Source organism: Thalassococcus sp. BH17M4-6, from assembly GCF_049323015.1.
Lineage (GTDB): Bacteria > Pseudomonadota > Alphaproteobacteria > Rhodobacterales > Rhodobacteraceae > Puniceibacterium.
The window spans coordinates 477,613-494,638 of record NZ_JBMPGU010000002.1; the positions used below are offsets into that span (position 1 = coordinate 477,613).

The 17,026-nt window shown below is 67.2% G+C and carries 2 protein-coding genes; one reads left to right on the top strand and one right to left on the bottom strand.

Features of this window, described 5'->3' with window-relative positions:
- Positions 1-154 precede the first annotated feature (154 nt).
- Positions 155-15,178: an autotransporter outer membrane beta-barrel domain-containing protein gene (locus ACOXXX_RS04720; protein WP_422825398.1), complete on the top strand. Its 15,024-nt coding sequence runs from the start codon at positions 155-157 to the stop codon at positions 15,176-15,178.
- A 446-nt stretch (positions 15,179-15,624) separates the two neighbouring features.
- On the opposite strand, the gene ACOXXX_RS04725 is transcribed toward ACOXXX_RS04720, so the two are convergent.
- Positions 15,625-17,025 carry an exonuclease domain-containing protein gene (locus ACOXXX_RS04725; RefSeq protein ID WP_422825399.1) on the bottom strand — a complete coding sequence of 467 codons (1,401 nt, stop codon included), beginning with the start codon at positions 17,023-17,025 and terminating at the stop codon, positions 15,625-15,627.
- Between the last annotated feature and the right edge of the window lies 1 nt (position 17,026).

Sequence of the window (17,026 nt, forward strand, 5' to 3'; positions counted from 1 at the left end):
GCGAACTGCTTCGCGCGAACCCCACGTCATGCAATGTCTTCGCCGAGACTCTTTTGTGCAGGGTGCTGCTTTTTTGGGGCATGACGGATCACGCCGGCGACAGATCGGCCAATCCGAGACGGACAATAAAAAGAACTCTATCGGGGATAGTGCAATGAAGTTCTGGTCGATGTCGGTTCCGGCTTTCATCAAAGGGGCCGTGATCGCGGCGATCGGTTCTGTCGCATTTGCAGACACAGCGCAGGCGCAGGTCCCGCCTGTCTTCGATGCGACGATCGAACCGAGCACGATCAGCGCCGGCGGCGTGGCCGAGATCACCTACACGATCGAAAATTTAGGCGAACCGGCGACCGGACTTGCCTTTACCCACAACCTGCCCAACGGCATGACCTTCGCGTCGCCCGCGAACCCGCAAACCGATTGCCGCGATCCCCGCGTGACGACCGATCTGACCATCAGCGGCACGCAGCTTTCCCTGTCGAACGGGGCCGTCGGCGCGAACACCGAATGTAGCGTCACGGTCAACGTCACCGCCAATGTCAGTGTGCCGTCGCACCTGACGGGACAGCTGACATCGTCACTAGGCAACAGCGGATCGACAACGGTTCCCGCGCTGAACGTGTCGACCACATTGCCGCTGTTCTCGATGGCGTTTTCGCCGGACGCCCTGCCTGTGGGCGATGTCACCACGCTGACCTATCTGATCGAAAATACCAGCCAGACCAGCCAGGCCACTCTTTCGTTCAATCATTCTCTGCCGTCGTCGCTGCGCTTTGCTGACACGCCAAACGCCAGCAGCACCTGTGAATCGTCTCTCGGACCGGCCAACCTTACCGTCGATCCCGGCGGGTCTTTGCTCACTTTTTTCGCCAACGGCTTTTCCGCGCCCGGATTCGAAATTCTGCTTCCTGGCGAAAGCTGCACAGTCAGCGTTGACGTTCAGGCCCTACAGGTTGGGTCGGCTGTCACGACAACCAGTAGCCTTTCCACCAGCAGCGGAACGGTCGGCCCCGCGACGGCCGGCCTGACGTCTCGTCAGCCCGCGGCACAGCTGTCGATCAGCAAGGACTTTGCGACAAACCCGGTGACGGCAGGCGGCTCGAGTGAGCTGACCTTCACGCTGCGCAACGTCAGCCGCACCGAATCCGCGACCGGTCTGGAATTTTCCGACGATCTTGATGCCATGCTGAGCGGGGCAGTCGCGACCAATCTGGTCTCGACCGGCTGCGGCGGCAGCGCTTTCGGTCTGGGCACGGGCAATTTTTCCTTTGCAGGCGGAAGTCTTGGCCCGGACAGCAGCTGCGAGGTCGTCATCAACGTCGCGATTCCGGCGGCGGCTGCGGCAGGAACGTATACCAACACCGTCAGCGGCCTGAGCGGCACCTTTCCGGCAGGGGCGGTGACCGGCGATCCGGCGACCACCAGCCTGCAGGTGCGCACCGGTTTTCCGTCGCTGTCCTTCACCATCTCGGATGCCGATATCGGCGGTGTCGCATCAATCGACTTTACCCTGACCAATGCCGGCACAGCAGCGGCGACCACCGACGCCGGCTTTGAGTTCAATTTCGGCACGGCACTTCCTGGCACGACGACGGCAAACACGATTCCCAGCAGCCCCTGCGGCACCGGCACCCTGAGCTTTGTGACCTTTGGTTTCAGCTCCTCGCCCGGACCCGAAGAGGTTGGGTTCATATTGTCTGGCGCGTCACTTGCGGCCAGCGGGCAGACCGGCGACACCTGCACGTTTTCCGCAAGCATCAACATCCCGGCCGATGCATCGCCCGGACCGGTGACGCTGACCTCCGGTCCGGCGACCGCGTCTTACGGCGGTTTGACAGTGACCGGAGAGGGGGGCAGCGACACCTTTGTCATCGGTGGCGGAATCGCGATCGAGCTGTCCAAGAGCTTTGACCAGTCGATTGCTCAGGAGGGCGATCAGGTCGGGCTGCGCTTTGAACTGTCGCCCTCGGCGGAATCGACCGCGGCGGCCAGCAACCTGTCGTTCTCGGACGATCTTGCGGCGTTCCTGACCGGAACGGTTCTGGCCAGCGTGGACAGCAACGATTGCGGCGGATCGGTCACCGGCGTGGGGACCACGCAGATCGACGTGTCGGGTGTCGGCCTTGCCCTGGGCGCGTCCTGCGCCATCGAAACCACCGTTACCCTGGGCACGGGCAACAGCGGCATTTTCACGAACACCGCCGGCCCCGTGTTTGAAAACCCCGGATCGCTGCAGGTCAGCGCCCCCGCGACCGACACGCTGCAGATCCTGCCGACCGAAACCGTGCTGTTCAGCAAGGAATTCGTGGGCTCGCCGACCGCCCCCGGGGCGCAGATATCGCTGCGGTACACGCTTGAAAACACATCTGCGACAAGCGCGGCCACGATCAATTTCTTTAGCGACAACCTGAGCGGCGCCCTGCCGGGCTTGCAAAGGTCGGGGGCGCCGCTCTCCGACACCTGCGGCGGCACTGCCAGCGGGACGACGTCCCTAACTTATACCGGCGGGTCGATTCCGGCGGCGGGCAGCTGTGTGATCGACATTCCCCTCAGCGTTCCCGCAAATGCGCCCGACGGCATCTATTCGAGCACCAGTACGATCCTTGCGGTGAGCGTTGGCGGTAGCTCGCAAAACGTGCCGGGCGCGTTTGACCGGCTCGTGGTGAATGCATCGCCGCTGGTATTCAGCAAGGCCTTCGCCGCCGACGCCGTCAATCCGGACAGTGAGGTCGGGCTGGTCTTCACCATCGAAAATCCGGGTGCCCTGCCGGTGACGGATATCGCATTCACCGACGACCTCTCCTCCATGTTGACGGGCGCGGTCTTCGGTCCGAACCTTATCATCAACGGCAGTTGCGGAACGCCCACATCTTCGGGCCTGAACACCACGGCCCTGTTCCTGGGCAACATCGCCGTGGCGGCAGGCAGCACCTGCCAGATCACCGCCTTTGTCAGAACGCCCGCAAATGCGTCGGCAGGGACCAAAACCAACGTGACCTCTGCATTGACCGGGAGGATCGGCACCGGGACCGTCGGGGCAGAACCCGCCCGTGCCGAGGTGCGCGTGGCCGACCCCACCGCGCTGCGGTTTTTCCAGAGCTTCACCGGCCCCAGCACCGCCACCGGCACCGTCGGGCTGGAGGTCTCCATCATCAATCCGTCCACTGTCGATGTGACCGACCTCGCGTTCACCCAGGATCTGGATGCGGCGCTGTCTGGTCTTGTGCTGATCTCGGTCGATGCAAACCCATGCGGCGCATCGTCGAGCTTGACCGGCACCTCGTTCCTGACCTTCACGGGCGGGTCGGTAGCCCCGGGCGGAACCTGTACCTTCGTGGCAACGCTCGGAGTGCCCGCGGGTGCCGCGGCCGGCACCTATCCGGTCATCTCGAGCCCCTTGACCCAGGGCGGCCTGGAACGCTCTGCCGCGGCCAGCGCCAATCTGGTGATCGAACCCGCGCCAACCTTCACCCAGGTCTTTGCCCCGGCCACGATCGTGCAGGGCGGGGTATCGACGCTGACCTATACCATCGACAACACGGCCTCTGCCTTGCCCGCCACCGGGCTGAGTTTCCTCAACAATCTGCCCGCAAACGTGGTCATCGCAGCGCCGACCAACGGGTCCACCACCTGTACCGGCGGTACGGGCAGTTTCCCGGTCGGCAGCGGCTCCGTCGGCTATAGCGGCGGCAGCGTCGCGGCGGGCAGCCTGTGCACCGTGCAGGTCGATGTCACCTCGGCGGTGCAGGGCAGCTTTGTCAACACCACCGCCGATCTGACCTCGTCCTCGGGCAATTCCGGCACCTCGAGCGCCACGCTCGCCGTCGATCCCGCGCCGGCGCCGGTGATTTCGCTGGCCGCCAATCCGGCCTCGGTCGAGATCGGCACCCCCACGACCGTCACGCTGACCATCAACAACTCTGGCGCGCTCGTCCCGGCTGAAAACATCTCGATCCGCATTCCGAACGATTTCGGCGTTGATGCCGTTCCGGCGCAGCCCTTCGGCTTTACCACCACCTGCGTCGGGGCCCCCGGGACCGTAAGCGGCGGCACCGGCGGCGCGGCCTACACATTCTCGGGGTATTCCGTGCCTGCGGGGCAAAGCTGTACCTTCAGCACGGACATCGTTCCGCTCTTGATCGGCAACCGCACCGTGCAGGTCGCGGACGTCAGTTCGACGCTCGGCTCCTCCGGCAGTGCCGCAACGCAGCTTGTCGCGACAGCGCCGCCCGCGCCGGGTTACGACCTGTCGGCGTCGCCCGCGACGATTGCCCAAGGCGGCACCAGCGATCTGGTGTTCGAGATCACCAACACGGCCAGCGCCGTCGACATGGCGTTCGAGATCAACGAGGTGCTGCATCCGTCCCTGGAACTGACAACGCCTTTCGCGTCCAGCAGCACTTGCGGCGCGTCGGTGACCTCGCCCTCGGTGGGCAATGTCGACATCACCGGCACCTTGGCCGCCGGGGACAGCTGCGAGGTGCGGTTCAATGTCACCGCGCCATCGGACGGCACCTACCAGGCCCCGTCGCGGCCTCTGAACTACGTCTACACCGGTGCGAACGCTGAATTCCTGGCCGCGCCATTGTCGCAACTGATCGTGGAGCCCGCGCCGACACCCGGCTTTGCCAAGGCCTTTGCGGCCACCAGTATCGTGCAGGGCGACACCACGGACCTGACCTTTACCATCGACAATTCCGGGTCGCTGGTCCCCGCCACAGCCATGCAGTTTACCGACGTTCTGCCCTCGGGCATGACCGTCGCGGCCACCGGCACGCCGTCACAGACCTGTGACGCCGGCACGCTGAGCGCGACCCCGGGCGGAAACTTCATCAGCTTCAGCGCGGGCGAAATCGCCGCCGGTGCCACCTGCGAAATCGCGGTCACGGTCACGGCCGTCGAAGTGGGCACCGCGCTCAACGAATCCTCGCAGCTTCAGACGTCGCTGGGCAATGCGCCGCTGGCCTCGGCCTCTCTCGAGGTGACGCGCGCCCCGGCGCCGGGCTTCAGCAAGGCCTTTGCCGATGCCGCCATCCCGCAGGGCGGGGTCACGACGCTGACCTTCACCATCGACAACAGCCAGGCGTTGATCGCGGCCACGAACCTCAACTTCGCGGACAATTTCCCCGACGGCCTGGTCATTGCGTCCGTCCCGAATGCGACCTCTACCTGCACCGGCGGAACGGTCGTCGCGCCGCCGGATGATTTCGGCGTGGCCTTTGTGGGCGGCGGGGCTGTCGCGGCAGGAGCGACCTGCACCATCGCGGTCGATGTGACGAGCACGCAGGTCGGGACCTATGACAACGTCAGCTTGAACCTGCAAAGCTCTTTGGGCACCAGCGATCCGGCGACCGCCACCTTGCAGGTCAACGCGGCGCCGCTGCCGCTCTTTACCAAGGTCTTCGACGACGCATCGGTACCGCAGGGCGTGGTGACGACGTTGATCTTCACCATCGACAATTCGGCGGCGCTGATCGGGACCGGGGCGCTGTTCTTCGAGGACCGGTTTCCGGCGGGCATGACCCTTGCCGACGACCCGGACCCGCAGACCGATTGTACCGGGGGCAGCTTCGCGATTCCGACCACGAGCAACACCTTCTTCCAGTTCCGCGCCCCGGATCTGGCGGCAGGGGAGTCCTGCCAGGTCGGCATCGACGTGGTGTCGACCCGGGCCGGGATCGCCAACAATGTCACCTCCGATCTTCAGGCCAGCCGGATCGGCGACAGCCCGCCCGCAACCGCGTCGATCGAGATCACCCCGGCGCCGATCCCGGGTTTCTCCAAGGTCTTTGGCGCCGGCAGCATCGTGCAGGGCGAGGTCACGACGCTGACCTTCACCATCGACAACTCGGCCGCCGCGATCCCGGCGACGAGCCTGTCGTTCATCGATTCCTTCCCCGCGGGCATGACCGTCGCGGCCAACCCGGGCCTCACGACCGACTGTACGCAGACCAACATCTCTGCGCCAACGGGCGCGGCAGCGATCCAGATGTCGGACGGCCAGGTCGCGGCGGGCACGGTCTGTACCGTGCAGGTCAACGTCGCCTCGACGGTCGTGGGCACGGCCGACAACGTTTCGGGACCGCTGCAAAGCTCGCTGGGTCAAAGCGGGACGGCAAGCGCGTCGGTCGTGGTGACCGCGGCGCCCGCGCCGACGCTGAGCAAATCCTTCGGCGTCCCGAGCATGGTGCAGGGTGACATCACGCAACTGACCCTGACCATCGACAACAGCGGCGCGCTGGTTCCGGCCACCAACATCTCCCTCACCGATATCTTCCCGGCGGGCATGGTTGTGGCTACGGCGGCGACCGGCGCGGGGTCTGGCGCCGAGGGTAGGACCGGCACGACCTGTGTCGGCGGCAGCCTGACAGCCAACCTGGGCGACGGCGGCATTCTCTACTCTGGCGGCACCGTTCCGGCGGGGGGAGTCTGTGAAATCACGGTCGATGTAACCTCGGATGTCGTGGGCCTGGCGCAGAACCAGACCGAAGCGATGCCGACGTCGCTGGGCCTCGTGCCCGCGGCCTCTGCGTCGATCACCATCCTCGATGCGCCGACACCGGGCTTCACCAAGGCGTTCGATCCCGTGCAGATCGCACAGGGCGAGGTGTCGACCCTGACCTTCACCATCGACAACGGCGGGGCGCTGATCGCCGCCGAAGAGATGCGCCTGAACGACACGTTCCCCGCGGGCCTCGTGATCGCGGCCGATCCCAACACCGCGACGACCTGCACGGGGGGCACCTTCGTCGCCGATCCGGCGGGAACCAGCTTTGCCTATACCGACGGGTCCGTCGCCGCGGGGCAGACCTGCACCGTGTCGGTCGATGTCACATCGGTCCAGGTGGGGCAGGCCGACAACCTGTCCGAACCTTTGCAAAGCACGCTGCGCGACAGCGCGCCTGCCGCCGCATCGCTGACCGTGACGGCAGCGCCGTCGCCGGTCCTGACGAAATCGCTGGGTGACAGCGAATTTGTCGATCAGGGCGGCGTCAGCACGCTGACGCTGACCATCGACAACACCGGCTCTGCGCTTCCGGCCGAGGACGTGCAACTGTCCGATACCTTCCCGTCGGGGGTGTCCGTCGCACCGGGCGCGGTGGCCAATACCACCTGTACCGGCGGCACGCTGACCGCCCCGGTCGGGGCGGGCAGCCTGTCATACGTGGGTGGCACGGTGCCGGCCTTGTCGAGCTGTGAGGTCACGGTCGGTCTGCGCTACGTGGAGGCAGGCCTGTCCGAGAACACCACCGATCCCCTGGTCACGAGCCTTGGCGCCTCGGGCACGGCCAGCGACACGATCTCGGTCGTGAATGCGCCTCTGCCGTTCCTGACCAAACGCTTCGATGTGTCCAACGTCGTGCAGGGCCAGACGGCCCGGGTGATCGTCGCCATCAACAACGAAAACGCACTCGTCGATGCCGAGGCTGCGACGTTCGAGGACAATCTGCCCGCGGGCATGATCGTCGCCGATCCGGCCAATGCCGAAACCACCTGTGCGGCGGGCACCATCGACGCAGTCCCTGGCGGCAGCCTTGTCACCTTCAGCGACGGTGTCGTTCCCGATAGCGAAACCTGCGAGGTCCGCTTTGACGTGCGGGCGACGCAGTCGGGCACCATTGACAACATCATCTACGGGCTGTCGACATCGCTGGGCGACAACGAAGGCGCGCTTGCGACGCTGAACGTCACGCCGGGCGATACGCTGGTCTTCAACAAGGCGTTCGACCAGCAAACCGCCCTCCCGGGCGAGGTGGTCGGCCTGACCATCACCATCGAGAACCCGAACACCTTCCTCGAAGCGACCGACGTCGTGCTGACCGACATGCTCCCTGCGGGCATGTCCCAGGCCTCCGACACCGTGGCGGATGCGGGCTGCGGCAGCCCCACGCTCAGCGGTGACACGGGCGGCAGCGTGTTCGGACTGACCGGTGGCCGGATCGAGCCGGGCGCGACCTGCACCGTGACGACCAGCGTGAGCCTCACCGGCTCTCCCTTCGGCGAGTTGACGAATACGACCACGCAACAGACATCGTCCCTGGGCGACAGCGCCCCCGCGACCGCGACGATCAACGTGGCGCAGGCCCTGCCGCTGCAGGCGTCCAAGAGCTTTGACCCCGCCGTGGCCGAGCAGGGGCAGACCGTGCAGCTGCAGATCGCCGTGCTGAACCCCAACACCGTCCTCGTGGCCGGCAACGCGCAGATCCGCGACGACCTTCCCGACGGGATGGAGCTTGTCGGCACGCCTGTGTTTGATGACGCCTGCGGCTTGACCGATACGCGCGCACCCGAGCCGACCGACATCGTGCTCGAAGGAAGCTCTATGCAGCCGGGGGCGACCTGCCGGATCACCGCGAACGTCCTGCTGAGTGGGTCCGGTACGCTGGTCAACACCACGACCGCGCCCACGGGCTTCAACGTGCCGACGGGCGAACCCGCCAGCGCCAGCATCGAGGTCAGCCCGACCGTGCCGCTGACCGTGGCCCAGACGTTCGACACAGACACCGCCTTGCAAGGGCAGGTGATCGGCCTGACGATCACGCTGGAAAACCCCAACGGCTTTGTGCCCGCCACCGCGGCGGCCTTTGACGACGTGCTGCCCGCGGGCATGGAACTGGCGTCTGTGCCGGTGGCGGATGCCGCCTGCGGCGCGCCCGTGCTCACCGGCGCAGTGGGCGACGGCGCGCTCGGCTTTGCCGGTGGCACGATTGCCCCCGGCGCGCTGTGCACCGTCACCGCGTCCGTGCTGCTGACCGGCACCGATGTGCTGGTGAATGAAACCAGCAACCAGACCTCGTCGCTGGGCGACAGCGCTGCGGCCTCGGCCAGCGTGACGGTCACACCGGCGGATCCGATGATCGTCACCAAGACCTTTGCCGCCACATCGGCGGTGCAGGGTCAGAGCGTCGGCCTGACCATCACGCTCGAGAACCCCAACGCCTTCCAGGCCGCCAGCGACGTGACGGTGACCGACCTTCTGCCCGATGGCATGACCCTTGCCACCCTGGCCGAAGGCGATGCCGCTTGCGGACCCGCAGTCATCGACCCGCTGGCCGGAGAGGGGGGCTTTGTCCTCAGCGGCGGGACGCTGGCGCCGGGCGCGGTCTGCACCGTGACGGCCGAGGTGCTGCTGACCGGATCGGGCACGCTGACCAACACCACCCGTGATCAGGCGTCGTCGCTGGGCATCAGCGCCCCGGCCAGCGCCACCATTTCGGTCACCCCGGCGGGCACCCTGCTGCTGACGAAAAGCTTTGCGTCCGACACCGCCGATCAGGGCGAGACCATCGGTCTGACCATCACGGTCGCGAACCCCAACACTTTCCAGGCCGCGAGTGATGTCGCTTTTGACGACGCGTTCCCGGCGGGCATGATCCTGGCGTCGGACCCCGTGGCCGACGCGGCCTGCGGCAGCGCCGTGCTGACGGCGGCGCCGGATGGCAGCGGCTTCGGCTTTGCCGACGGCGTGATCGCGGCCGGCGGCACCTGTACCGTGACTGCGCAGGTCACCCTGACCGGATCGGGCGAACTGACCAACGTGACCAGCAATCAGACCTCGTCGCTGGGCGCCAGCGCGCCGGGTCGCGCCACCGTGGCCGTCACCCCTGCGGCGGCGCTGCAACTGACCAAGACCTTTGCCACCGACAGCGCCGTGCAGGGCCAGACGATCGGGCTGAGCATCACGCTCACCAACCCCAACACCCTGGTCGATGCGACCGCCGTGGCCTTCGACGATGTCTTCCCCGCGGGCATGGTCCTTGCCTCGGCCCCCGCGGCTGACCCGGCCTGTGGCAGCCCGGCCCTGACCGGCGCTGCGGGCGATGCGGGCTTTGGCTTTGCCGGTGGCGTGATCGCCGCGGGCGCGGTCTGTACCGTCACGGCGGATGTGCGCCTGACCGGCTCGGGTGAGCTGACCAACGTCACCAGCAACCAGACCTCGTCGCTGGGCGACAGTGCGGCGGCCAGCGACGCGGTCAGCGTGACCGCGTCCAATGTCCTGCTGCTGTCGAAGTCGTTTGACGCGACCGAAGCCGCGCAAGAGGCCGTGGTCGGCCTGACCATCACGCTGCAGAACCCCAACGCGTTCGAGACGGCGACGGATGTGGTCTTTGACGATGCCTTCCCCGAAGGCATGGTTTTGGCCTCGGTCCCGTCCGCAGACGCGGCCTGCGGCAGCCCCGCGCTGACCGGTGCTGCGGGCGATGCGGGCTTTGGCTTTGTCGGCGGGTCCATCGCGCCGGGCGATCTCTGCACCGTATCGGCCGAGGTGCGGCTGGTCGGGACCGGCACGCTCACCAACACCACCAGCAACCAGTCGTCGTCCCTGGGTGACAGCCTCGCCGCCACGGCGCAGATCACCGTCGCGGAAAACCAGACGCTGATCCTGTCCAAGAGCTTTGCGACGGACGAGGCGGATCAGGGCGCGGTCATCGGCCTGACGATCACCGTTGAGAACCCCAACCCCTTCGCCGCGGCCAGCGATGTGGCCTTTGACGACAACTTCCCGGCCGACATGGTCCTGGCGTCGGTGCCGCAGGCCACCGCGGCCTGTGGCAGCCCGACGCTGACCGGCGCGACCGGCGATGCGGGCTTTGGCTTTGCGGGGGGCGCAGTGGCGCCCGGCGGGCTTTGCACGGTCATCGCGAATGTCGAACTGACGGGCGCGGGCCAGCTCACCAACGTCACCAGCAACCAGACCTCGTCGCTGGGCGCGAGCGCGCCTGCCTCGGCCTCTATCGCGGTGACGGGAGGCGAGGTGCTGCGCGTGACCAAGCTCTTTGCCGCAGAGACCGCCGTGCAGGGCGAAATCGTCGAACTGGTGATCACGCTGGAGAACCCGAACACCTTTGCCACCGCCACCGACGTGACCCTGACCGATGCCTTCCCCGACGGCATGGTGCTGGGCTCCATCCCCGCGGCGGACGAGGATTGCGGACCCGTCCGGATCGACGGGGCGCTCGGCGATGCCGCCTTCAGCCTGTCCGGCGGCACGATTGCGCCCGGCGCGCTCTGCCTCGTGCGGGCGGATGTCGTGGTGACCGGCGCGGGTGAGCTGACCAACACGACCAGCGATCAGGGCTCGTCCCTGGGCGCGAGCGCCCCGGCCTCGGCCTCGATCCGCGTCAGCCCCACCGATGTGCTGCTGCTGAGCAAGGCGTTCGACGTCGATACCGCAGAGCAGGGCCAGATCATCGGGATGAGCATCGCGGTCCAGAACCTCAACACCTTCGAGACCGCGACCGGCGTGGCCTTTGACGATGTGTTCCCCGGGGGCATGGTTCTGGCCAGCGCTCCGCAGGCCGATGCCGCCTGTGGCGGCGCGGTTCTGACCGGCGCGGAGGGCGCGGCGGGGCTGAGCCTTTCGGGTGGCAGCATCGCCCCGGAAACCACCTGTACAGTGACGGCGACGGTGCGGCTGACGGGGTCGGGCACGCTGACCAACGTCACCAGCAACCAGACCTCGTCCTTCGGCGACAGTCTGGCGGCCAGCGCGACCGTCACCGTGACGCCGATCGCGCCGCTGACCCTGACCAAATCGTTCGACACCGAAGCCGCGGCGCAGGGGCAGACCATCGGCCTGACCATAACGCTGAACAACGGCAACAGCTTTGCCACCGCGACGGATGTGGGCTTTGACGATGCCTTCCCCGACGGCATGGTCCTGGTCTCGGCCCCCGTGGCCGACGCCGCCTGTGGCGAGCCGGTCCTGACCGGTGCGCAGGGCGACGCGGGCTTCGGCTTTGCCGACGGCGCGATCATTGCCGGCGCGACCTGTCAGGTCACGGCGGATGTGCTGCTGACCGCGGCGGGCGAGCTGACCAATGTCACCAGCAACCAGACCTCGTCGCTGGGTGATAGCCTGGCCGCCAGTGCCAGCGTGACCGTCGCCGCATCGCAGGTGCTGCTGCTGACCAAGGCCTTTGACGTCGACACCGCCGTGCAGGGTCAGACCATCGGGATGAGCATCGCGTTCGAGAACCCCAACAGCTTTGTCGGGGCCACGGACGTGACGCTCGAGGATGTGTTCCCGAACGGCATGGTCCTGGCCACCGCCCCCGAGGCGGATGCCGCCTGCGGCAACCCCGTGCTGGGCGGTGAGCCCGGCGATCAGGCGATCACCCTGGCCGACGGCAGCGTCGCCCCCGGGGCGGTCTGTACCCTGTCGGCCACGGTCCTGCTCACCGGTTCGGGCCTGCTGGTCAATGAAACGCTCAGCCAGTCTTCGTCGCTGGGCGACAGCGAAGCGGCGCGGGCGCAGGTCGATGTGGCCGCCGCGAACGTGCTGCTGCTGACCAAGGCGTTCGACGTGGAAACCGCCCTTGCGGGCCAGACCGTGGGCCTGAGCATCACCCTGCGCAATCCCAACGACGAGGGCACCGCGACCGATGTGACGGTCGAGGATGTGTTCCCGGTCGGCATGATCCTCGCCGCAGCACCGCAGGCCGATGCCGCCTGCGGCACGCCGGCCCTGACCGGCACGGCGGGGGATGCATCCTTTGCCCTGGCTGGCGGGACCATCGCGCCGGATGCGGTCTGTACCGTCACCGCCCAGGTGCAGCTGACCCAGCCGGGTGAGCTGACCAACGTGACCAGCAACCAGACCTCGTCGCTGGGCGACAGCATTGCCGCCACCGCGACGATCACCGTGGCAGAGCCCGAGGTGCTGACCGTGACCAAGGCCTTTGGTGTCGCCTCTGCGACGCAGGGCGAAACCGTCGGGCTGACGATCACCCTGGCCAACCCCAACCCGTTCCAGCCCGCGACCGACGTGGTCATCGACGACGTCTTCCCCGCGGGCATGGTTCTGGGCGCGGCCCCCGTGGCCACCGAGGCCTGCGGTGACGCGGTGCTGACCGGTGCGGCGGGCGAGGGCGGCCTTGCCCTCAGCGCGGGCAGCATCGCGCCTGACGCGGTCTGCGAAGTGACCGCCGACGTGGTCCTGACCGGGGTCGGAGAGCTGGTGAACACCACCAGCAACCAGACCTCGTCGCTGGGGGCCAGCGCGCCTGCGAGCGCCACCGTCACGGTCGAAGCCGCGGTGCCGCTGGTCTTTGGCAAGGCGTTCGACACCTCGACGGCGGTGCAGGGCGAAACCATCGGCCTGGCGATCACCATCGAGAACCCCAACACCTTCCAGAGCGCGACCGGCGTAACCTTCGAGGATCCGTTCCCCGCGGGGATGGAGCTGGCCGGCGCGCCGGTGGCCGATGCCGCCTGCGGCAGCCCGGTCTTGACGGGCGGGGTGGGTGACACGCTGCTGACCTTTGCGGGCGGCACGGTCGAGCCGGGGGCTATTTGTACGGTCAGTGCCGAAGTGCTGATCACCGGATCGGTCAGCGCCACTAACGTCACGGTCAACCAGGGCTCGACCCTGGGCGTGTCGGATGCGGCCAGCCCGCCCGCCGAGGCGCCGCTGATCATCGTGCCGTCCGATCCGCTCAACGTCGCGCTGGCCTTCAGCCCGGCGGAGATCGAGCAGACCCAGACCTCGCTGCTGAGCATCACGCTCAGCAACCCGGCCGGGGTCGAGGCGACGGATATCGGTATCCGCGACACGCTGCCCGAGGGGGTGACGCTGGCGACACCAGCCAACGTGACCACGACCTGCCCGATGGGCATCGTCGGCGGCGCGGACGGCGGGTCCGAGCTGAGCCTTGAGGACGCGACCCTGGCCGCGGGCGACAGCTGCCGCCTGAGCGCGCAGGTCACCTCGTCCATTGTTGGGACCTATGACAACACCGTCGAGGTGCAGAGCTCGTCGCTGGGCACCAGCGGCACGGCGCGCGGCGCGCTCGAGGTGGTTCCGGCCACCACCGGGAACGTCACCATCGTGCAGGACACCGATTTCGACGGCGAGTATGCCTACAGCTCTTCGGTGCCCGCGCTCAACTTCGTCATCACCACCGCGGGCGGAAAGGGCCGGCGGGGGCCGATCAAGGTGCCGGTGGGCTCGCACCTGCTGAGCCTCGTCGCGCCCGACGGCGTCGGCAACATCAAGATCACCTGCAACGACGACGACAGCGTGGGCGACGCCCGAAACGGCGAGATCACGCTGAACATCGATCCGCTGGAAACGGTCGTCTGTACCGTGACATCGGTGGAATCGCGGCAGCGCACGGTGGATGCGATCAACCGCTTCCTGACGAAGCGGGCGGACCTGATCCTGTCCTCCGAACCCTCGCCCAACCGGCGCTTTGCGCGGCTCAACCGGGGCTTCGGCGGATCGCGGGTGCTGAACTTCAGCAACGGCGACCTGGGGTCGATGCTGCCCTTCACGCTCAAGGCGTCGGGCGGGCAGAACTTCCAGTTCTCCACCTCGCTTGTGCAGATGCAGGAGGCGCATGCCAACTTCCTGATGGCGCATGACGGCGTGGATGCGTCGCGCAGGGTCGACAACCACCGGTTCGACGTCTGGTTCGAGGCGCAGTACAAGCGCTTTGACGCGGGATCGGATGGCAAGGGCCATTTCGGCATCGCCTATCTGGGCGCCGATTATCTGCTGACCGAGAATGTACTGGTGGGCGCGCTGGTGCAGCTCGACGATATGGAGGATGCCGGAAGCGGCACTACGGTCGAGGGCCGGGGTTGGATGGCCGGGCCCTATGTCACGGCGCGGATCGCCCCGAACCTCTATTTCGACGGGCGCATCGCCGCCGGTCGGTCCAGCAACGAGATCAGCCCGTTCAACACCTACACGGATGATCTCGACACCACCCGCTGGATGGCCATGGCGTCGTTGACCGGCGAATTCGAGAAAGGCAACTGGACCATCCGGCCCTCTGCCAGCTTCTCGTATTTCGAGGAAACGCAGGACAGCTATGTCGACAGCCTGGGTGTCAGCATCCCCAGCCAGACCGTGTCGCTGGGGCAGATCAAGCTGGGGCCGACCTTCACCGGCGAATTCGAAAGCGCCAGCGGCATCCCCTATTCGCCGTATTTCAGCCTCGATGCGATCTACAACATGGGCGACACCGACGGGGTCACGCTGACCGAGCCGGACACGGCCGCGACCGAAGGCTGGCGCGGCCGGATCAAGGCCGGGGTCGACTGGACGTCGGAAGGGGGATCGCGGTTCAGCTTTGGCGGCACCTACGACGGGATCGGGCGCAAGGATTTCGGAGCCTGGGGTCTGACCTTCGACGTGACCATCCCGCTGCACAAGGCGATGGCGCGGTAGGGGCGACAAGGGTTGCGACAAGCGAAAGGGCGGTCCCGCGGGGCCGACCTTTGCATCACAGGAGGGCCGGGTACCGCAGTGCCAGCGCCGGGCAGGGGTATGGCGCGTCCGCCCGTTCAGCGAATGCGCTTGGAACGCGATCACCTCGCCGAACCAAGCGAACGGCAGATTCTTTCCATGGCAAGGAATCAAGGCCGCCACTGGCGGCCGCCTTGCCAGCGCCGGTCCGGCCCCATGGGCCGGCGCTTTGGCTGCCGCTGTTACTCAGCGTCGAGCGCAGATGTACATGGCAACCATAAAGCGCCCAGGCTCAAAGGCCGGATGCGCCGCCCCCCGGCCCGGCGCTGGCAAGGTGCGCGATCTATGGACAGCCCACCGATTTGAGGGCCCGTGTGTCAGGTCGCGGCAACGCCCGACCAGCAAAGCCACGACCGGCCACCACTGCCTCAGTTCAGGTCTTCCAGCAGCCGCCCGTGGCGGCGCGTCTCTTCCAGCACCTTGCCGAAGGTCTCCAGCCCGCGCGCCTCGAGCATCGGCAGCATCCGCAGCAGCACCGCCGCCGTGGCCCGGGCATCCCCCAGCGCGGTGTGGCGGTCGCGGGCGGGCAGGGTCACGTCCAGCCGCTGACAAAGCGCATCGAGCGTATGTTCGGCGCTGGCGCCGAACAGCACCGCCGACAGCAGCACGGTGTCGAGGATCGGATGGTCCCAGCTCAGCCCGCCCGCCGCCGCGTGACGGCGCAGAAAGGCCATGTCGAACGGCGCATTATGGGCGACGATCACCGCGTCCTCGCAGAAGTGGTGAAAGCGGCGCGCGGCCTCCTGCACGTCGGGTTTCCCGGCGACCATATGATCGGTGATGCCATGCACCTTGGTGGCCCCGGCAGGGATCGGGCGGCCGGGATCGACCAGCATGTCCAGCACCTCGCCCTCGACCAGCCGCCCGCCCAGGATGCGCAGCGCGCCGATCTGCACGATCTCGTCCTTGTGGGGCAGAAGCCCGGTAGTTTCGGTGTCGAAGACGGCAAAACACAGCTCCCTCAGCGGCGTTTCCGCGATGTCCGACGCCGCCGGGCGGTCCAGCAGCGTGAAATCGTAGACCAGCGGGCGGTCGGCCTGCGGGGCGATGCGGGCGGTGGCGGCGTCGATGATCAAGAGGTAACCACCGCCGTCCATGTACTTCATCTTCATCTCGAAACTTTGCGCGCCGTCAATGCCTTGGGCGGCAAAGTTCACATCCATGCCCGAGCGTGCCAGCTTGCCCTTCGCGGCCTGCATCGCGCGCGGATCGAAATAGGCGCTGATGCGCGCGCCAAGCCGCGGCACGGCGATCTGCGCCAGCACGCCTGCCGCCTGACCGTCGTAGAGCACGATCCGGTCCTCGGCGCTGACCAGGATGGTGGCCACCGGAATTTCCGTCAGCAGGGCGGTCAGCCGCGCGGTTTCGGAACTCAGCCGCGCGGTTTCCGCGGCCACCTGCCGGGCGGTGGCGACGGTGCTTTCGCTCAGGGCCTTGGTGATTGCATCGGCGGCGGGGGCGAGGTCGCCCAGATGCCGCGCCAGATCCGCGTCGATGGGCCGGTCAAGCCCGGCATGCGCGCGGCTGCGCAGGTCGGCGGCGATGCGCTCCACCGGCTTGGCCAGGGTTTCGTCGAGCATCAGCCACACGCCCGCGATCAGACCCACAAGGCCGAAACCGCCCAGGATGAACGCGAAGAGATAGCCGTTGGTCCCGGTTTCGGCCCGGTTCTGCCCGCCCCAGAGCGCCAGCGCCAGGATCGCCAGCGCGCCCGCAGCCAGCCCCAGAAAGGTCAGGAAGACGCGCAGCCGCAGACCGACGCGGGGCATG

Coding starts and splice junctions, on each gene's coding strand:
- ACOXXX_RS04725 (WP_422825399.1), bottom strand. CDS start 17,025: ATGCCCCGCGTCGGTCTGCGGCTGCGCGTCTTCCTGACCTTTCTGGGG.
- ACOXXX_RS04720 (WP_422825398.1), top strand. CDS start 155: ATGAAGTTCTGGTCGATGTCGGTTCCGGCTTTCATCAAAGGGGCCGTG.